Genomic DNA, 19,990 nt, shown 5'->3' on the forward strand with positions numbered 1-19,990 from the left:
TGGCAGATGCCCTCAGAAGCTGTATTTTACACCGAAAACCAATGATTCCAACCTATGACGTATATCCCTTCTGACCAGCGCTACGCTTCTATGGAGTACCGGCGCTGCGGCAATAGCGGCCTGAAACTGCCCGCCCTTTCTTTGGGTTTGTGGCATAACTTTGGGCACGTAGATGTGCTCCAGAACTCCCGCCAGATCTTGCATGATGCCTTTGATGCCGGGGTCACCCACTTTGACCTGGCCAACAACTACGGCCCGCCGCCCGGCTCCGCCGAAGAGAACTTCGGGAAGATTCTGCACGAAGATTTCAGAGGCTACCGCGATGAACTCATCATCTCCAGCAAAGCTGGTTACAAGATGTGGGAGGGACCGTACGGCGAATGGGGTTCCCGGAAATACCTCATCTCCAGCCTGGACCAAAGCCTGAAGCGCATGAAACTGGATTACGTGGATATTTTTTACAGCCACCGGCCAGACCCCCACACGCCGCTGGAAGAAACCATGGGCGCACTGGATTCTATTGTGCGGCAAGGCAAAGCGCTGTACGTGGGCCTCTCCAACTATGAAACCCCAGAGGCTACCCGCGCCATTCAGATATTGAACGAACTAGGCACGCCGTGTCTTATCCATCAGCCCAAATATTCTATGTTTGTGCGCTGGGTAGAAGAAAGTCTGCTGGATTTGCTGGCGCAGGAGGGAGTAGGCTGTATTCCGTTTTCGCCGCTGGCCCAGGGCTTGCTCACCAACAAGTACCTCAAAGGCATTCCTGAAAACTCCCGCGCAGCCAAACCGCACGGTTTCCTGAAGGAGGGCGACATCACCGAAGACCGCCTGCGCCAAATTCGTCAACTCAACGACCTGGCCGAAGGACGTGGACAATCCCTGGCCCAGATGGCCTTGGCCTGGTTGCTGAAAGACCCGCGCGTGACCTCGGTGCTCATTGGAGCCAGCACCCCCGCCCATCTCGCTGATTCACTCAAATGCATGCAGAACACGCAATTCAGCGCAGACGAACTAACCCAGATTGAAGCGATTCTGAAGTAAAAACGCTATTCCGTTTCAGGCTTGTTTAGCCCAAAACAGGTCTTAAACGAAAAACCGGTGAGGTTTTCAAAAACATCACCGGTTTTTATGCTTGCTGCGGAAAATACTTTATACCTATTGATAAGCCTTTTTGCATGCACCAGCTTTCTAAATCATAAACTCATCTATGACCTTAACAAAACGCATTACTTTTCTCCTAGCTGCTTTCCTAGGGTTGGCCATTTCTTTCAAGGCAGTATCAGCCCCTAAACGGGAGTTTTACCAGCTTAAGATTTACCACCTGAAAGACCAAGCCCAGGAAACCCGATTAGACAAGTTCCTGAAAGACGCTTATCTGCCCGCTTTGCACCGCGCCGGAGTAGCCAAAGTAGGAGTTTTCAAACCGGCCGAAGAACCTTCTGCCAATGCCCCGGCTGAAAAATTGGTGTACGTGTTCATCCCGTTCAAATCTGCCGAGCAGGTTTTCAAAGTGGAGGAAGATCTGGCCAAAGACAAGTCATTCGCCACCGCCGGTCAGGACTATTTTGGGGCTGCCCACAACAACCCGGTGTACCAGCGACTGGAAGTAGTTTTAATGGAAGCCTTTGCAGGCAAACCAATGTTCACGGCCCCAAACCTGAAAGCTGCTCCTTCTGAAAGAATCTATGAACTGCGCAGCTACGAGGCGGCCACCGAAAAACTCCACGAAAACAAGATTGCCATGTTCAACCAGGGCGAGATGGAGATCTTCAGCCGGTTAGGGTTCAACCCAGTGTTCTATGCCAAGGTAAAAGCAGGCAGCAAAATGCCGAACCTCCTATACATGACCTCCTTTGACAGCAAAGCCATCCGTGACGAAAAATGGAAAGCCTTCGGGGAAGACCCCGCCTGGAAAAAGATGAGCGCCGACCCCCAATATGCCAACAACTTCCTCCGCGCCGATATCTACCTGCTAAAGCCAACCGCTTATTCAGAGATTTAAAGCTACCGTTCTCGTTTGTTCCTGTGTTTTGAGCATGTTTTCTGAAAAACGGTTGTAAAACAGAAATGTAGCGTCGTTACCCTGTAACGACGAGGTTCAATGAAACGATAACGGCACCACAACATAGATCAATTCTCCAAGGCAAATCATTATTGAGAAAGGTCTTTTATTTGTAATGGCGTTACTGCTGCGTAGAACCTTGTCGTTACAGTGTAACGACGCTACATTTCAGATATATTAACTTCGGCTGTGCCGAAAATGAGGAAGGAAATGCGCTTTTCTCGGTAGATAAGCAATAGAGTTAAAAGTAAAAATCCGCTACTGGTGCATGACCAGTAGCGGATTTAGGAGGCTGTATAAGAAAGGAGGCTTGTTAGAAATCGAACTTAAACAAGGTTCTGATACCTAGCTCAGAAACGCTTGGGTTATCAAGGTACGTCAATCTTTTGACCACATCTACCCGGAATACCTTGAAGATATTACCCACGCCCAGGCTAGCTTCTACGTAGGGTTTTTTATCCAGGGTATAGGTAATAGGCAGGCCGGAAGCATAGGTAGGGAAACGAAGAAGGTCCTGGTTCTTGGTAGGGTTATTCTCTTCCCGTACTTTGCCATAGAGCACTTTGAGCGTTGCCAGTTCCCGCAACTTGGTTTTCTTGATCAACGGTAGTTTGTTGAAGATAAAACCATTGAAACTGTGGTCAATGTTGATGCTGGCGTATTGGTCGCTCACAAACTCCAGGAAGTTCATGAGGTTGTACGATTGTACCTGGTAAAAATACGACTGATTGGCTCTGTGAATGGTGAGGAGTGGGAACGGCACCTTTCCGAAAATATAGCCGCCTTCAGCCACTACATCCGAAAACCCGAACTGCGACCAGTAGAAGCGTTTAGACACATTCATAGCCACGGTTTGGAAGTCATAATCACCGCCAAACAAGCCTTTTACTCCGGCCGAGGCCCGCAACGTAAAAACCGGGTAATGGCTTGCCATAGGATAGCGGTAAAGTTTACCCTGCACAAATTCTTCGTGAGGTGCCCACCGCAGTTCCAGTTGCAGCTGTGAAGTGGTAATACTCTCCAGGCCTGCAGGTTTAGAGTCACTAGTACCTTCGGTAGGCGGCGCGGTGTAGCTGGCAGGTAAGTACTCTAAGGTACCAGCCGGGCTCTGCTTCCAGTTCTTAAACCCAACGCGGTAAGAGAAATGATTGCTGAACTCGTGCAGGTAGTCCACATAATACGTTTCATTGTAGAGCCATTTGTCATTGTTCCCGCGGTTAAGCGACAACAGGATGTTTCCTTCCTGAATGAACTGCAAGTCCTGCCCCGGAATCTTGGTGTCTTTCTGGTAATTCGCCCGGATGGCACGCACCGGGAAATCAAAGATGGAACGGTCTGTGAAAGAGTAGGTGCCCAGCAGGTTGTACTTCCACTTCTCGTCTTTGAACCCATACGCTGCATAGGTTTCAAACATCACTTTCTTACTGAAAGTAGTGGTGGTTCTGCCTCCTGCCCGTAACCTGAAACCTTCTACCGGATTATAGCTGTAGAACGTGTTCACCGGGCCTATCTCAAAATACCGACCGGCTTTCTTATACCCAGCAATAAACAAGGTAGCGTAGTCTACGGTGCGTTTAAAGGAGCGCGTGTTCTGAAGACTGTCAATGCTGGTGTAAGTATTAGCTTCTGTGACGGAAAGGCTGTCATGGCGGTTTGCCAGCCAATATTCATCAGTACGGGTCTCGGCTACCGGGGCTTTCACCACAGCTTCGCCTTCGTATAGGTTGTCGGGCTGGGGCTGGTTTACCTGGTAATTCTTGAAAGAAAGCGTCCGCTCGCCGTACACGCCGCCCTTGCTGTTTCCGGTTACTGCGAAGTCTGTTTTCAGTACGCTCTGACTTAGGTTATAACGGCCGTTCGGGAGTCGCTCAAAATCCAGGGTGACCTTCAGGTCCCGCACCCAGTTAATGTTCACACTCTTGCCAACTTCCATGTCTACTTTCTGCACCGCGTAATTTCCGTCTGTGGTCACGTACAGTTTTCCGGTGAAGAGAAAGTCTGTTTCATTTTTAGGGCTGAAGGTAAGTTCCGTCAGTTTCTGGCCGTCTACCACCACGGTATCTGTAATGTAGAACCGATAAAAGGTAGGAGCCAGATCGGCAATAGGGCTCAGGAACTGGTTGGTGAGAATGGTGATGTTGTTTTTGTAGATGTCAATGTCCTGGTACATGTGCTTCACATAGTTCTTGACGTTGACGAATTCCCCGAAATTCACCTGCTTATCGGCCTCTACAATGGTCTTTTTCTTTTCAGGGTCTTTCCGGTAATAGTGCTGCGAAAGCGATTCCTGCAGGTACAAAGGCAGAACCCCCATGCCCGGCAAAATAGTAGTATCTATGTTTTTGGTGACGAAGTCATACCTTCTGAGTAGGATGTTGTTGCGCAGGTTCTCAGGCGTGTTGGTCAGCGAGAGTTGCAGCTTGTCATACTGGTGGTACTGCACGTAGTCATAACTCTGCAGGCGGTTTTTGTTTTTGTTGTCCACCACCAAACGGATAAGGTCTACGGCCGGATTGTTTTTATTGCTGTAGTTGCGGCTGCGGCCTTTGATTACTACTTCCTTCAGTTGGCGGGCATCGCTCTCCATTAGAACGTTCAGCACCTGGGCCTGCCCCAGCACAAGGTCCCGCGTAACCGCTTTGTAGCCCAGGTACGTGAACTGGACTTTGGTCTGGGTCTGCGTGGTCTTCAAGGAATAGTTTCCCTCTAAGTCTGTACTGGCGCCCACATTGGTACCCGGCACAAAAATAGAGACCCCAATCAAGGGCTCTTTGGTAAGAGCATCCTTGACAGTGCCTTTCACAGTGGTCACGTTCTGGGCCTGCGCAGAAGTAAAGGGCACTCCCGCAGCTACCAAAAGCAAGCAGAAGAATAAATGCAGAAAACTGACCCGCCCTGTTTTACCGGGCATCGTCAAGGTATAGGGTATAGGAGGTAACATAGTAGTATAGGGCAAAAAGTAGTAGGGCCTTACAAGGCGAATTCTTCAGTAGAAGGTGTGTGGTGAATCTGTGAGGAAAGAAGGGTTCGTTATTCCGTTGATCTAGTCAACTAACCGGAGGGTAGAAGTAGTTGATCTCGTCAACTATTAGGTCAAAAAAATGGTTAAATTCTGTTTTTGAGATGCAAGGCTACTTTTACAAAAGTGGTAATCTCTTCCTGGGTTAAGCCTTCCTGTAAATGCGTGATCACGTTTTGCTCTATCTTCTGGGCTTCTTTCAGTAGTTTTTTCCCAAAGGGGGTGAGAAACAGCGTTTTCTTTCTTCGGTCACAGGTATCTCCAATGCGTTCTACCAGGTTTTTCCCTTCCAGCACCGCTATGATTCTGAGTACCGCCGATTTGTCTTTCTTTACAATGTCTGCCAGTTCCTGCTGAATCAAGGTGTTGTTTTTAGATAAGAGATTCAGGAAAATAAAATGCTGGAAGGTGAGGTCTAAACCGGCTTGGATAAATGCCTTCTCTACGGCCTTTCCTAACGCTAAACCTGTTCTCCCAATCAATAAACCCAAATGTGTCGCCTCATTCATCTTCTGTTAAATTAACTGTGGCAAAGTTCAGGATATTAGTTGACGTTGTCAACTAATTCTGGTATCATTCAGGATACTGACGCGCAACAAATTAAGGTGAAACAAGAAGGTGTATGACTGCTGAGAATGGTAGATGACCGTGCTTAGGTAGGCTAGAAGCAGAGAGGGATAGAAAGCTTCTTTTAAGAATGAAAAGCCAGACGGAAAAGACTTACCGTTTTTGAGCCTGTTTCTTAAAAAGCAGGCCTGAAACAGGAAAGTCATACGTTCCTGTTTCAGGCCTGCTGCTAAAAGAATCTATGAAGATTTGCTTGTCCGGTTAGAGACAAATTCTACAAAGTCACCTACGGTGTTGAAAGGTACTTCATCTGGAATATTGATTTTGAAGCTTTTCTCCAGCTCCCAGATAATGCTTACCACGTCTACGGTGTCAAGACCGAACTCTTTGCTGAGGTCAGAGGAGATGCGGAGACGGGAAGGGCGGATGCTTTTTACTTTACTGATGATTCTTACTACCTTCTGCTTAATGGAAGGCTTTGCTGCGGATATCATAGGGATGGGGTAAACGTGTTCTATTGGTATTACTTTAAACTATGCGATAATCAATTTGGCTGGGTTTCGGACTTCTTTTCAGAAAACGGCCTCTTTTCAGGGGCCTTGGAAGAACAGCGATGCAAAAGTACGATGCCTTTCACTTTATCTAGCACCTAAGCCAGTATCCTGCATGAAAGCGAAAAAAACGGGCACAAAATGCGCCCGCCTTTCCATCATTCATTTTTGGTGTTTCGCTTAAACCAGGACCGGTTGTCCGTGGTGTTGGTCTTTCTTCGCTTCCAGCTCGGCGGTTTCCCGCTCAAGCTCTTCGGCTGTTTTGTCAATCAAGATGATCTCGGTCTTCTTATCCATTCCGAATTTTGCCAGGATGCGGTCAAAACCGTAGTAGATGATAGGCACCACAATCAGGGTCAGGAACATGGAAGAACTCAAACCACCAATCAAGGCCCAGGCCAGACCGTTTTTAGTAGCGGCCACAGAACCTCCAGCCAACGCAATCGGTAACATACCAATCACCATGGCAAGTGTGGTCATCAAGATAGGGCGGAAACGGATTCTCACAGCTTCCAGCAAGGCATCTTTCACATGGTGGCCTTCCTTCTTCATCTGGTTAGTAAAGTCTACCACCATAATCGCGTTCTTGGCTACCAGACCAATCATCATGATAATACCCAGGATGGAGAAGATACTCAAACTCTGCGCGGCCAAAGCCAGGGCCAGCAAGGCCCCAATGATCGCCAACGGAATAGAGAACAATACCACCAGCGGGTACACATATGAGTCATACAAGGCCACCATGATCAGGTACACGAAGATGATGGAAGCCAGCAAGGCAATACCCAGTGTACCGAAACCTTCGCTCTGGTTTTTCAAGTCACCGGCGTAGTCAACCGTTACCCCGTTCGGGATTCTGATTTTGCCGGGATTGTCACTGGTACCCAAGATAGCCTGGATATCGGCACCCACTGAACCGGCCGGACGACCAATTACCTGGGAGTTCACGTTCAGAGAGGTTACCCGGTTGGTACGTTCTAACTGAGAAGGACCCGTAGATTGTTTAATGTCTGCGAACTGCGCCAGCCTGATCAGTTTACCGTCTTTGTTCACGAAAGACAGGTTCCCGATGTCGGTTACGTTGCGGCGGTCAAACTCATCTAGTCTGATGTTGATGTCGTAGTCCTCGGTACCTGAACGGAACGTGGCGTCTGAGTTACCACTGAAGGCCATCTGCATACCGGCACCCACGCTCTCCAGCGACAAGCCTACGCTCGCCATCTTGTCACGGTCTACCACTACCTCAATTTCTGGGTTACCGCCTTCTACCGAGGTCTCCACGTCAACCGTACCTTCTACGCCTTCAACTACCTTCATCACTTGCTTTGAGAAGCTGATAAGGCTGTCTAAGTTTGGTCCGGACAATACGATCTGAATAGGAGCCTGCGCATTACCCACCAGACCTACCGGTACCGGCGTTACTTCTACGTTAGGCAGTTTGCCTTCAATATCAGCTTTGGCCTGGCGGCTGAACTGCTGCGTACTGAACGTCCGTTCCTTCACATCTACCAGGGTTACAGATAATTCAGACTGATACGCTGAGTTCTGGCCCGCCTGGGAAGAAGCAGTAGTACCTACCGTGGTAAATACTCTGGATACTTCAGGAATGGAGCGCAAGTACTCTTCAACCTGCTTGGTGGCAAAGTTGGTTTGCTCTACCGTCGCATTCTTCGGTAACTCAAGTTGTAAGCTTACCTCACCACGGTCACCCGCCGGAATAAACTCACTACCTATGAAGCCGAAAGGCACCAGCATAAACGAGCCGATCAAGAGCAGGAACGTCACGGCCAGCGTAATGAACTTATGGTTGAAAGCCCATTTCAAGGTGTTGGTGAAACCTTCAATGATTCTGTCCAGCAAGCGCTCAAACGCTAGAATGAAACGGCCGAACATGTTCTTGTCAGACACGTGCTCCAGTTTAGAGAAGCGGCTGGCCAGCAATGGAATCAAAGTAAAGGCCACAAACAAGGAGATCATGGTGGCGATGGCTACTACCACCGCAAATTGCCGAAGAATATCAGACACCAGACCCGTTGACAAGGCGATAGGAACGAATACTACCACAATTACCAAGGTAATGGAGGTAACCGTTGCCATAATCTCTTTGATACCGTCATACGCTGCCTGCGCCGGATTTTTGCCCATCTCCATGTGCCGGTAAATGTTCTCAATGACCACAATGGCATCATCCACCAGAATACCTACCACCAAGGAAAGCGCCAGTAAAGACATCAGGTTCAAAGAATAGCCCAACAGGAACATGGCAATGAACGTGGCCACCAAAGAAGCCGGAATAGAGATCATTACAATAATCGCGTTCCGGATAGAGTGCAGGAACAGCAACATCACCACGGCCACTAGAACAATGGCAATCATTAAGTCGTGCAACACAGAGTCAGCAGCTTCCAGCGTAAAGTCAGAACTGTCTGAGGCAATGTTGAACTTAAGGCCTTGGGCAGCATAGGTTTTCTCTAGCTTGGCCAAAGCAGCTTTGGTTTGCGCACTTACCTCTACCGCGTTAGCATCTGACTGCTTCTGGATAGTGATACCCACTGATGCTTTAGAGTTGATGCGGTTCAGTACTTCCACATCTTTCTGCGTGTCCTGTACCTCGGCAATATCACTCAGGCGTACCGAACCGTTTTGGTCTTCCTTGATGATAAGGTTACGTAATTGGTTTAAATCCTGGAATTTACCAGCCAAACGCAACTGGGTCTGGCCGCTTTCATTCTTGATTCTACCGGTAGGGAAGTCTAGGTTAGAGTTTCTGATCTTTTGCTGCACCTGTAAGATGGAGATGCCGTAAGCTTCCAGCTTATCTGCCTGAATGTTTACTTTGATCTCACGCTCAGAACCACCCAGAACTTTGATGGCGGCCATACCGGGTACCCTAGAAAGCTCCGGCTTGATTTTGTTGTCAATCAGGTCGAAGAACTCAGTGGCAGGCATGTTGGCCGTTGCCCCCATTCTAATGATTGGCAAATCGTCAAAGTCAAACTTGTTCAGGGTAGGAGCATCTGCGTCTTCGGGTAAATTGGCCAGAATGGTGTTGATTTTCCGCTGGGCGTCCTGCAAGCTCAAATCTACGTTGGTGCCTTGGTTTAACTGAATGGTCACAATTGAGAAACTCTCCAGAGAGGTTCCTTTCATTTCCTTCACGTTCTCCAGGGCAGAAAGCGCATCCTCAATCTCTTTGGTCACCGAGTTCTCCACCTCATTAGGCGAAGCACCCGGGTACAGCGTGGTAATCGTCAACACGGGCGGGCTGAACTTAGGCAGCAACTCGTAGTTGAGGGCTTTGTAAGAGACAACACCTAGCAGGGTAAGGACGGTAAAGACCACCACCACCAAGGTTGACCGCTGAATTGATAATTTGGTTATGTTCATTTTTTAAACTTCTTCTTTGTTAAGCTAATTACTTAAGCGTAGTCACCTGAATGCCTTCGCGCAGGTTGATCTGACCCGTGCGCACTACTTGCTCGCCAGGCTGTACACCATCCAGAATCTCTACCTGATCTTGGGTTACCGTGCCTACTTTCACTTTGCGTAGGTACGCTTTGTTGTCTTTCACCACGTACACGCTTGGGTCCTGGATGCTACCTACAATGGCTTCACGGGCAAGCAACAGCGCATCACGCTGGTCTGCCACCTGGAAGAACGCCGTACCGTACATACCCGCACGCAGGTTGTTGTTGGCCCCGTTCTTTACTTCAATCTCCACGTCATACTTCAGGGTAGGGTCTGCCTGGGCGCCAATGGCTGTGACAGTACCGGTATACTCCTGGGCACCACCCGCACTTGCGGTCACGGTTACTTTCTGGCCGCGGTTGATCAACAATACTTCGGCTTCAGACACTTTCACGTTCAGCTTTAAGCGGTCTACATTCACAATGTCATAGAGCGGGGTGCCTGGGTTCAGGAAAGAGCCTACCTCAATGTACATGGCGTTGATTTCACCGCCAATGGGGGCCGTTACCCGAGTGTTAGACTGGCTCTGGCGGGCAGCTACCAATTGCGCGCGGGTGGCGTTCACGTTGATCTGGGCTTCTTCTACCTGGCGTTTGGTAACTGCGTCCCCGGCTACCAGGTTTTTCATGCGCTCCAGGTCTTTCTGGGCTTTCTGGTAGTTGGCGGTGGCCGTGGCTAAGTTGGCGCTGTTGGTATTGTCTTCAATCTGAATCAACAACTCACCGGCTCGCACTTTATCGCCTTTGCGCTTTAACACGCGTTGGATCTGGCCCTGGGCTTCAGAAAGAAGTTTCAGGCTTTGTACCGGCTGGAAATTACCTTGCGCTGTAAAGGATTTGTCTAGTTTGGCAGACTGCGCCTCTACCAAGGTTACCGGAATGGCCTCACTCTTAATCTCAGCTACGGCCGCTTTTTCCGTCATTTCCTTCTTGTTCTTGTTGAGGGTATAAGCTACCGCGCCCACCAGGACAACAACAACGAGGATATAAATTAGTTTTTTCATTTTTTTAAGGTGTGCAGAAAAGTTGTTATTGGATTAGGTTCTTTAATTCGCCGCGCGCTTTCACGTAGTTCAGCTGCGCGATTTTGTATTTCAGTCTTTCGTTGTTCAGATTGGTTTGAGCATCGCGTAAGCTTACCTCGGCCTCCAGCAAATCTGTCAAAGGAGATAGTCCTTCTTTGTACAGGCTGTTGGTGGTATTGTAAACCTCCCGCGCCAGCTCTACGTTCCGTTCCTGGTTCTCTATGGCCAACTGGCTAGTGGAGATTTGTTTCACCGCGTTGTCTAAGCCCATCTGGGTGTTCAACGCCAAGTTCTGCATGGTGAGATCCGTTTTCTGAACTTCAATCTGCGCCTGTTTTACCTGGTTTCTGCGCTGGAATCCATCAAAAATGGGAACCCTTAACTGTACGCCCAACACAAAGGTTTTAAACCAAGGTTGATTGGTGTCAAAGAAGTTGAACGAGCCGCGTTGGGCGTTGTAAGTGTATTGACCAAACCCGGCCAAAGAAGGATAAGCCTGGCCTTTGATGTTTTCCACGTTCAACCCATACAGTTTCTTCTGTGTCTGCAAAGCCTGGTAATCAGAGCGAAGGGCCAGAACCTCGTCCACATTGGTATTCACCGGAAGAACTACATCGGCCAACGTGGTAGAGTCGGCTATCTCGAACTGCTGGTCCATGGGCATGCCCATGAAGAACTTCAACGCGTTTTTCTGCTGCTCATACGCCGAGGCCAAGGTCTCGCGCTGATTTTCCAAGTTGGTTTTGTTTACCGTAATGCGGTTTACGTCTACCTTCTTCGCAAAATCATTCTTGTATTGCAACGTCAGGATTTTCTCCAGTTGCACCAAACGGTTGTAGTTGGCTTCAATGGTGCTGAACTGCTCCTTGGTTTGCAGCGCCTGCAGGTACGCCGAGCTTACGTTGTAAATCACGTCTTCCTGGCTCATTTGCGTGCGCAGACGGTACAGGTCACGGGTGGTAGCCGCGGCTTCCAAACCTACAAAGTAAGATTTGCTGAAAATCAGCTGGCTTAACTCCAATCCGCCGCTGGCGTTATACTTCTGTCCGAATTTCACCGGAATGTAGGTGCCGGGTTGGTCAAAGAATTCGCCGGGCAACAACTGCGTAGCGATGGAAGGAGATACCGTTAGCTGACCGGTTCCATTGAGCTGTGGCAAGCCAGAGCCTTTGGTTTCGCGTATTCTGGACTCTGCGCTTTGTTCGTCTAATTGCGCCTGTCTAATGGCTATGTTGTTGCCGGTAGCAAACTTGAGCGCTTCCTGCAACGACAGCACCTGGCCTGCGGCCGGGGCTTGTGCATAACTGAACCTCACCAAGAGTGTAAGGAGAAGGCCCAGTAGTAAATGCTTTTTATTCACGGTTTTACTTAGTTATTGGTTTTTATCTATGTAGTTGGTTCTTGCTTAAAAGAACCGAATGGGCAAAAAAATTAGTTTCTCCCTTTCAGCCACTTTTGCATAAGCGCCGGAACTTCTCTGGAAAGAAATTCCATAAACTCTATTCGCTCCAGCACCTTCTCGTTCATCTCGGGGTTCACATCTCCCCTTAGTTCGTTAGCTTGTCTCAGTAACTTGCTGAAGGCCAGAATGGATTCCATCTTGTTCACCACCTCTTCATGCCAGCATTCCAGCAAAGCCCCGAAGTACCGTTTCCGGTCACCGGGGTAGGTGGTGTATTCAATCAGGCGCATTTGCTGCAGAAGCTGGAGGGCGTTGCTGGTAGCACTTTTGCTGATGTTCAAGGTCTCCACAATCTCCTCAAAACTAAGGTGCGGCCGGTCTGAGACGTAGAGCAATCCCATGATTCTGCCAGTCACCGGCGGAAAGCCCTGCTGCTCATGGTAAATGCCCATTTTCTCGATCAATTTCTTTTGTTCTTGCGTTAACTCTGCCACTGTTGTTCCTCTCATTTGTTTAAGAACAGCACAAAGGTATTAGTTAGTTTCTTTAGTTCATAATTTTAAGAACCAAAAAAATTGTAATATTTTTTAAGATAGATTTTTGGTGGGTTAATATCGTGTATTACAGATAATTAAAGTAAATATGTGGCGCGATGACTATCCCAGTAGAGAGAATAATTGGGCTTCTCAATGGAAAGCGGCTCGTTCTTGGTCTGTTTTCAGAAATTCAGCCTCAAAACCATAGTGGCTCGGCACGGCCGTACTTGCCTTGGAGGTGGAAAGCTACCGCTTGATCTTTAAGGCGAGAGCAGATGAATGGTATAGTCCTTTCTGCCTACGGCCGAAAACCAGAAATCCCGTTTAGGGGCTGTTTCCGTTAAACTGCCTCTAAACGGGATTCATGTAAATCCCTGAAGTACGCACGACTGCCGGTGGTTCCCGGCGAGTCTGGAGACTCGCTTCATCCTTTGACACGAGACTGGAGCCTCGCGCCAGTTGGTTGAGATATTTCAAACCTGTGAGGTCTTGGAGACCTCACAGGTTTTCGTGTTTCCTGCCCCATTTTTGCAAAACAGCTCTGAAGCGGCGCGTTCTTAAGAGAAGCGGTTAGTTTTTGTACCGGCGGCCGAAGAAGTCGTTGGGGTTCCAGGTGGGGCGTTGGGTGGCTTGGGCTACTTGGTAACTGATTAGGAAGTTGAGTTGGACGTAGCGTTTTCCGGCCTCAAAGTCAAAGGAGTCGTTGAGTTCATCCTGAGGTTTGTGGTAGAAAGCGGCGCGCCATACTTCCACCTGCTTGTTCAGGTTGTTCTGGCCGTCTTTGGTTTTATTGCCGTATTTGATGTGTAGCGCTGGAATGCCTTGGCTCACGAAACTGAACTGGTCACTTCTGATAAACCGGTTCTGGTCGGGTTCCGGGTCGGCCTCAACCGTAATCCCAAGGTAACCGGCTGCGTTGGCGACCTGGCTTTTGAGGGAAGAATGCTCGGCCCCTAACGCCACCGCCGATAGGAGCGGGGCAATGATGGTAGGCATGTCGGTATTGATGTCAGCCACAATCTTCTGCTTGGGCACGGTAGGGTATTTGGCGAAGTACTGCGACCCTAGTAAACCCATTTCTTCGCCGGTTACCAGCACAAACAGCAGCGAGCGCTTCGGTTTCTGTTTCTGTTTCAGTTGGGAATAGACTTTGGCAATCTCCAATACACTGGCCACGCCCGAGGCATTGTCATGCGCACCATTATAGATAGAGTCGCCTTTCACGGGCGTACTGATGCCCATGTGGTCCAGGTGGGCGCTGTGCACCACGTATTCATCGCGCAGCGTAGCGTCTGCACCCGTGATTTTTCCGGCCACGTTGTATGAATCGAAGTCCTGGTAGGTAGAGGTGTATTTGCCCTGTAGTTTAGCCTGAAGCGCAGCCGAAGCCGGTGTTCCTTTCTGCAACTTGGCTACTACCTGGGTAGTGTCTAACCCAGCGCCCTGCAGCAACGCGTGGAAAGTAGCAGCGTTCACGGAGGCAAGCAGTTTGGATTGTTCAGAAACATAGCTGCCAGAGGCGGCCACTTTTCCGTCGGCGGCCATCACGCTGTTTACCCCGAGGCTCAGGTTAGTGACACGCGCTCTAGGATTGTTATTGCCAATGATGACCCCCACCGCGCCGTGGTTCACCGCATTCTGCAAAATGGTGGAGAAGTGCATGCTGGCGGCGGCAATGGTAGAATGGAAGTTTTGGGGCGCTCCTCTTAGTATGACCACCACTTTTCCTTTCACATCCAGGTTGGCGTAGTCGTCATAACCTACTTCGGGGGCAGTGATGCCGTAACCAGCGAAGACCAGCGGTGCGTCTATAGTCACCGAGGGGTTCTGCGGATTGGGGTAGATGGAGAAATCAGTCCCTGGCGCCAGGGTTTTTGTGCCTTGTGCGGTAGAGAGCGCGAGTGTGGCATCTTTGCCCGTGAACGCTCTCCTGATTCTTACTTTCTGCAGATACGTGCCGTTTTCGCCGCCGGGCTGTACGCCCAGTTTCTTGAACTGGCCTACCACGTAATCTACGGCCATTTGGTAGCCGGGCGTACCGGGCAGGCGACCCAGTAATTTATCATCTGCCAGGTACTGAATATGCGCTTTGATAGCCTCGGGTTTTACGGTGTTCAGTTGCTGCGTCACGTCTTTTTCCAACGTGAGCGTCTGCGCGAACGAAGTGCCGGAAACCAGCAGGGCACTTACCAGAAGTGATTTAAACTTCATCTTATCTTAAAATGGTATTTCTGTTGATTGACTGTTTGGTTAGCTTTTCACGGCCTTTATCCACGCCTGAGCCATTAATTCGGCGCCCGCCAAGCTAGGATGCACGCCGTCATAGGTCCAGTACACGCCGGGAGCATGTTTCTGCGCTTTCTCATACACGCTCTGGTACGGGATAAAACTGGCGTTGAACTGCTGGGCAATTTCGCGGGCCGCTTGTCTATATTCATCAAAGGCCGGAAACCACTTCTCGTCTACCGCCTTGATGCCTTTCACCGCAAAGGGTTCGCCCACTATCAACTGTACTTCGGGTAACCGTTGTTTGGTGCGATCTAGCAGCGTTTTGAAATCCTGCCGGTACACTTGCAGCGTGCCTTTGTAGCCCGAGGTGAGGGTATGCCAGAAATCGTTTACGCCAATCAGGATACTGAGCACGTCTGGTTTCAGCGCCAGCGTATCGGTCTCCCAGCGCTCGGCCACCTGGTACACCTTGAACCCGCTAATGCCTTTGTTGTAGATCTTCAGGTTTTTGTCGGGGTGGGTGTGCAGCAACTCGGCGGAGGCCAGCATGGCGTAGCCGCTGCCCAACGCTTTGGCGCTGTTGAACTCGGTGGTGTCGCGGTTACGTCCGGCATCGGTAATGGAATCGCCTTGGAAAAGCAGGATGCTGTCTTTTTTGAAGGTGATCGCTTTGGGTTTCTCCGCCGCAAAAGCTTCGGTGAGAATACTGGGAATGGAAAGGGCCGCTACCCCTCCCAAAGCGGTTTTGGTGAGAAAGCTACGACGGGTATTTTCTGAGGATGAAGACATAGTGTGGTTTGTTTCAAGGGGAAAAATACTAAAATAAGTAAGAATTCAACTACTAGATGAGGAGTGGTTTGCCGGAATGACTTCTCTGTTGGTTTTTTGGGCTGTTTTGATGAAATGAATGCACAACTGATTTTGGCTTGTCTTTGGTTCTTGTGGAGTGGCTGTTGCAAGCAGTTTGTCTGTTTTCGCCGTTGTTGGTGTTATCACCAACAACCTGAAGGACTGCCCTTCTAGAAGGAAGCTTTTGTACACGCATTTTGCCTGTTGCTGGCGTGGCGGGTGGTTGATGCGGCGCCCTTATGCTTTGTTGTTTCATCTTTTCCCTCCGTGCGCTCACGGCCGCGAGGCCCCGTCTTCCCCTCGCGCACTGCCCTTTCGGCCTGAAGTGTCTTTTGTTCTTAGTAGGAGTCTGTCTAGGGCCAAAAGCGAGGCGCGCTCGGGAAAGACTGGGAAAGGGAAAGTAGCGGAAGTAGCAGAGATTCCCCCTTTGAAGGGGGCGAAGGGGGATGTTTACACCTGCAGATCACACGCATTGCTTTCTCCTATGAACATGGGTCAAGTCTGTGACTTGGACCTACCATGTCCGGAAGTTTGCAAATCCGTGAGGTGAAAGCCTCAAAAGAATGTTTTCTCAATCAGCCTGGCTCTATAGGGCGGTGAGTTCTGCTTTCCCAACAGCTTCCAAGGCGTACTAATCTAACGGTGAAAGAGTGTCTACCCGGCTACCAATAAAAATCCCTGCTACTAAAGGCAGCAGGGCTTCAGGAAATTTCATGTTTATGTAAATGGGGGAGAGCCTCTGGCTGGCGTGAGCAGCCAGAGGAAAGTTATTGTTAGCGATTGTTTTGCTGTCTCACCGGAACCGGGATGGGTTGCAGGGTAGGGCCAGCTAATCTGGAAATTAAGTTTTTCAATAACGCAGCAATAGAGGGAAGCGTGCTATTTTTCATGGGTTTAGATGTCAAGTGTACTTGTTTGTAAGTGTATGCAGGAACGGCCCTTTGTAGAAGTTACTTGAAGTTCTTAGAGCTTATTCTCTCCGTTCTCCTTTTACCAACGCCAAAAAGCACAATTGATTTTACGATGATAAAATAATTAAGCCTAAGTTCAAAGGTAAATTCCTGCAATGATTCTTGTATCTACAACAATAGTGCCAGCCACAGTGTTCCTTTTCTGTGGAAAATGTAGGTTGAGAGGAGTTAGTTTCTTGAGGTACTTTATAAAAATCCAATTATGAATTGTACCTTTTGTGGTTAGGGTGGTCTTTTGAACATAACTGCATCGTCTGAATGATGTTCTTTCTCTGCTTTTTAAATATCTAGGTTGAGGTAAAAAACCTTAATATTGGTTTCACAACTTTGAACTATATTTATGCCTAGGCTTAAGAAGTACCTCTTTCTCTGTCTCCTCTTTCTGATAAGTTTTGCAAATGCCCAGCAAAAGACTGATAACGGCCGGCAGCGACTTTTAATGGATTTTGGCTGGCGCTTCGCCTTCGGACATCCGTCAGATACTAAAAAGGACTTCGGGACTGGGACCAGTTACTTTTCTTATCTAGCCAAAGCGGGGTACGGCGACGGCGCCGCTGACCCCAAGTTTGATGACCGCGCCTGGCGAAAGCTGGATCTGCCGCACGACTGGGCCGTGGAGCAGGATTTTAGCCCCCAGGCCAGTTTCAGCCACGGGTTCAAAGCCATTGGGCGCAACTTCCCAGATAGAAGCATAGGTTGGTACCGCAAGACGTTTACTATTCCCGAGGCAGACTTGGGCCGCCGCATTTCGGTTGAGTTTGACGGCGTGTTCCGCAGTTCCATGGTGTGGGTGAACGGCCATTACCTGGGCACCGAGGCCAGTGGCTACAACAGTTTCCGGTATGACATTACCGACCTGCTGAATTACGGCGGCAGCAATGTGATTGCCGTGCGGGTAGATGCCACCATGGAAGAGGGCTGGTTTTATGAAGGAGCGGGTATTTACCGGCACGTATGGCTTTCCAAAACCAACCCGCTGCACGTGGCACCCCACGGCACCTTCGTGACCTCCCAAGTAAACGGCACTAACGCCAACGTCACGGCAAAAGCCGATATTATCAATGAAGACCAAACTGCCAAAACCTTTTCCGTGGTTCAGACCATTGTAGATGCCCAGGGGAAAGCGGTGGCTACCAAAAGGCAGGATAATCTCAGGCTGGCTCCCTTCCAGACCCAGCAGGTGCAAATGGAGCTTCCAGTAACCAATGCCAAGCTTTGGGATTTGGAGTCGCCTTACCTCTACAAACTGGTGACTACCGTGCTCCCCGATGGAAACCAGGAAGCAGACCGTTACGAAACCAACTTCGGGATTAGAACCATTCGGTTTGATGCCAAAGAAGGCTTCTTCCTGAACGGTAAGCATGTGAAACTGAAGGGCACCAACAACCACCAGGACCACGCCGGGGTAGGGGCTGCCATGCCGGATGAGCTTCAGTACTGGCGCATCAAAACGCTGAAGGCAATGGGATCCAACGCCTACCGCGCCTCCCACAATCCACCTACGCCTGAACTCCTGGATGCCTGCGACCGCCTGGGGATGCTGGTGATAGACGAAAACCGCCTGATGGGTACCAACTTCCAGATGGAAAAAGACCTGAAAGGAATGATTCTCCGGGACCGGAACCATCCCAGCATCATCAGCTGGTCCATTGGGAATGAGGAGTGGGGCATTGAAAACAGTACCATTGGTGCAAGAATAGCCACCACCATGCAGACTTACGCCAAGAGCCTGGATTCTACCCGAGCCATTTCGGCGGGTATCAGCGGCGGGTTCGGGAGCGGCATTTCTGACGTGATTGAGGTAATGGGCTACAACTACATGGGCAACGGCAACATTGAAGCCCACCACAACCGGTTCCCCAACCAACCCGCCATGGGCACCGAGGAAGGCTCTACTTTTGCCACCAGAGGCATTTACGTGACCGACCCTCAAAAGCAGTACATGGCCGCCTATGACAAGAAGCCGCGTCCCACGTTTTACTCCATAGAAGAAGGCTGGACGTTTTACGCCAACCGCCCTTGGCTAGCCGGTATGTTCATCTGGACCGGGTTCGATTATAGGGGCGAAGCCACACCCCACGGCTGGCCCTCAGTGACCTCTTACTTTGGTATGATGGACTTGTGCGGCTTCCCGAAAGATAATGTGTATTACCTGCGCTCGTGGTGGTCAGACCAGCCTACCTTGCACCTGCTGCCGCATTGGAACTGGCCAGGGCAGGAGGGGAAAGAGATAGATGTGTGGGCGTACAGCAATTGTGATGAGGTGGAGTTGCTCCTGAACAAGAAGAGCTTGGGAAGACAGTCTATGAAGCCCAACTCTCACCTGGAATGGAAAGTGAAATACGTCCCCGGCACGCTGGAAGCAATAGGCTACAAAAATGGCCAAAAGGTTTTGACCGATGTGGTGAAAACAACCGGCGAAGCGGCTGCCCTTCAACTCACTCCGCATAAAACTTCCCTGAGTGCAGACGGCGAAGATATTTCTGTCATAACCGTTTCTGTGGCGGATAAGAAGAAACTGGGAGTACCTACCGCAAATGATGAAATTACCTTTCAACTGAGTGGTCCGGGTAAAATAATAGGCATTGGAAGCGGAGACCCTACTTCCCTAGAGAAAGAGAAGTTTGTGGAGGAGATTACCGCAGTCAGCATTGTGGACCTGAGGGAAAAGCCTCTGCAAGGGATGGACCAAGGCCAAAATGCCTTAAAAGAAACCGATGCGAGTTCCTGGATTGAAGCATTCAGAAACCGGGACTACAAGAACCTGGCACCGGCTTACCTCTATCGGGGCGCTTTTGAACTGCCCCAAAACTACCCGGGCTCCCAGATTAATTTCTTCTATAAGAGCATTGGCAGGGAGCAATCCATTTACATCAATGGCAAGGAGATTGGCAAAAACCTGAAAGAAAATGCGGAAGGATACGCCTTTAAATTAGACGCTGCCATGCTAAAACCCGGCAAGAACCAGATCGATATTATTGCCACTCCCATTCCTAAAAAGAATGATTGGGACTATGTGAATACGAATCCTGGTACCGTGCAGATCTTTACTCCGGCACCGCTATGGAAAAGGAAGCTGTTCAATGGTTTGGCCCAAATCATCGTTCAGACTACAAAAGAGGCCGGGGAAATTACCTTGACCGCAACGGGGAACGGACTGAAACCAGCGGTTCTAAAAGTAAAGTCATCCAAAGGGGAAACGGCAAGACTCGCTGTTGATTGATTTAGATGTACTGGCATTTGATGATGCCTGTTTACTTTGCGCATTTTCTGTTTTGGAGTTCGTTTCAGAAAACAAATGTCAAAACA

Annotated in this window: 12 protein-coding genes; 3 read left to right on the plus strand and 9 right to left on the minus strand. The window is 49.5% G+C overall.

The features are described 5' to 3' along the window. Nucleotides 1–54 precede the first annotated feature (54 nt). Together mgrA and ACY0JR_RS16020 are read left to right on the plus strand one after the other, a co-directional pair. Nucleotides 55–1,044: an L-glyceraldehyde 3-phosphate reductase gene (gene mgrA, locus ACY0JR_RS16015; protein WP_462635131.1), complete on the plus strand. Its 990-nt coding sequence runs from the start codon at nucleotides 55–57 to the stop codon at nucleotides 1,042–1,044. 166 nt (nucleotides 1,045–1,210) lie between these two features. Further along, nucleotides 1,211–2,005 (plus strand): NIPSNAP family protein, encoded by a 795-nt coding sequence (locus tag ACY0JR_RS16020; RefSeq protein ID WP_462635132.1) that lies wholly within the window; start codon nucleotides 1,211–1,213, stop codon nucleotides 2,003–2,005. 373 nt (nucleotides 2,006–2,378) lie between these two features. Here ACY0JR_RS16020 and ACY0JR_RS16025 read toward each other — a convergent pair whose 3' ends face one another. The 9 genes from ACY0JR_RS16025 to ACY0JR_RS16065 form a co-directional block, all read right to left on the minus strand. After that, nucleotides 2,379–5,006: a DUF5686 and carboxypeptidase-like regulatory domain-containing protein gene (locus ACY0JR_RS16025; RefSeq protein WP_462635133.1), complete on the minus strand. Its 2,628-nt coding sequence runs from the start codon at nucleotides 5,004–5,006 to the stop codon at nucleotides 2,379–2,381. A 164-nt stretch (nucleotides 5,007–5,170) separates the two neighbouring features. After that, nucleotides 5,171–5,593, minus strand: coding sequence for a MarR family winged helix-turn-helix transcriptional regulator (locus ACY0JR_RS16030; RefSeq protein WP_462635134.1), 423 nt, complete (start codon nucleotides 5,591–5,593; stop codon nucleotides 5,171–5,173). A 297-nt stretch (nucleotides 5,594–5,890) separates the two neighbouring features. Next, nucleotides 5,891–6,145 (minus strand): acyl carrier protein, encoded by a 255-nt coding sequence (locus ACY0JR_RS16035; RefSeq protein WP_462635135.1) that lies wholly within the window; start codon nucleotides 6,143–6,145, stop codon nucleotides 5,891–5,893. A gap of 237 nt (nucleotides 6,146–6,382) precedes the next feature. Beyond that, nucleotides 6,383–9,589, minus strand: coding sequence for an efflux RND transporter permease subunit (locus ACY0JR_RS16040; protein ID WP_462635136.1), 3,207 nt, complete (start codon nucleotides 9,587–9,589; stop codon nucleotides 6,383–6,385). A 28-nt stretch (nucleotides 9,590–9,617) separates the two neighbouring features. Next, entirely contained in the window at nucleotides 9,618–10,673 is a 1,056-nt protein-coding gene (locus ACY0JR_RS16045) for an efflux RND transporter periplasmic adaptor subunit (protein ID WP_462635137.1), read from the minus strand. Nucleotides 10,674–10,698: 25 nt separating this feature from the next. Next, the gene (locus ACY0JR_RS16050; RefSeq protein WP_462635139.1) at nucleotides 10,699–12,054 is read right to left on the minus strand and encodes a TolC family protein; all 1,356 of its coding nucleotides are present in this window, start codon (nucleotides 12,052–12,054) and stop codon (nucleotides 10,699–10,701) included. A 71-nt stretch (nucleotides 12,055–12,125) separates the two neighbouring features. Then, entirely contained in the window at nucleotides 12,126–12,605 is a 480-nt protein-coding gene (locus ACY0JR_RS16055) for a GbsR/MarR family transcriptional regulator (protein WP_462635140.1), read from the minus strand. A 597-nt stretch (nucleotides 12,606–13,202) separates the two neighbouring features. After that, nucleotides 13,203–14,843 carry a M28 family peptidase gene (locus ACY0JR_RS16060; protein WP_462635141.1) on the minus strand — a complete coding sequence of 547 codons (1,641 nt, stop codon included), beginning with the start codon at nucleotides 14,841–14,843 and terminating at the stop codon, nucleotides 13,203–13,205. Between the two features lie 39 nt (nucleotides 14,844–14,882). Further along, nucleotides 14,883–15,650 (minus strand): SGNH/GDSL hydrolase family protein, encoded by a 768-nt coding sequence (locus ACY0JR_RS16065; protein WP_462635142.1) that lies wholly within the window; start codon nucleotides 15,648–15,650, stop codon nucleotides 14,883–14,885. 1,470 nt (nucleotides 15,651–17,120) lie between these two features. Here ACY0JR_RS16065 and galA point away from each other — a divergent pair. After that, complete coding sequence (gene galA, locus ACY0JR_RS16070; protein WP_462635143.1) at nucleotides 17,121–19,904, plus strand: beta-galactosidase GalA; 2,784 nt, start codon at nucleotides 17,121–17,123, stop codon at nucleotides 19,902–19,904. The last annotated feature ends 86 nt before the right edge of the window (nucleotides 19,905–19,990 follow it).

The organism is Rufibacter sp. JT3400010, from assembly GCF_054956755.1.

Bases quoted from the DNA above. Each gene is read 5' to 3' on its own strand.
- mgrA (WP_462635131.1), top strand. From the start codon at position 55: ATGACGTATATCCCTTCTGACCAGCGCTACGCTTCTATGGAGTACCGG.
- ACY0JR_RS16020 (WP_462635132.1), top strand. From the start codon at position 1,211: ATGACCTTAACAAAACGCATTACTTTTCTCCTAGCTGCTTTCCTAGGG.
- ACY0JR_RS16025 (WP_462635133.1), bottom strand. From the start codon at position 5,006: ATGTTACCTCCTATACCCTATACCTTGACGATGCCCGGTAAAACAGGG.
- ACY0JR_RS16030 (WP_462635134.1), bottom strand. From the start codon at position 5,593: ATGAATGAGGCGACACATTTGGGTTTATTGATTGGGAGAACAGGTTTA.
- ACY0JR_RS16035 (WP_462635135.1), bottom strand. From the start codon at position 6,145: ATGATATCCGCAGCAAAGCCTTCCATTAAGCAGAAGGTAGTAAGAATC.
- ACY0JR_RS16040 (WP_462635136.1), bottom strand. From the start codon at position 9,589: ATGAACATAACCAAATTATCAATTCAGCGGTCAACCTTGGTGGTGGTG.
- ACY0JR_RS16045 (WP_462635137.1), bottom strand. From the start codon at position 10,673: ATGAAAAAACTAATTTATATCCTCGTTGTTGTTGTCCTGGTGGGCGCG.
- ACY0JR_RS16055 (WP_462635140.1), bottom strand. From the start codon at position 12,605: ATGAGAGGAACAACAGTGGCAGAGTTAACGCAAGAACAAAAGAAATTG.
- ACY0JR_RS16060 (WP_462635141.1), bottom strand. From the start codon at position 14,843: ATGAAGTTTAAATCACTTCTGGTAAGTGCCCTGCTGGTTTCCGGCACT.
- ACY0JR_RS16065 (WP_462635142.1), bottom strand. From the start codon at position 15,650: ATGTCTTCATCCTCAGAAAATACCCGTCGTAGCTTTCTCACCAAAACC.
- galA (WP_462635143.1), top strand. From the start codon at position 17,121: ATGGATTTTGGCTGGCGCTTCGCCTTCGGACATCCGTCAGATACTAAA.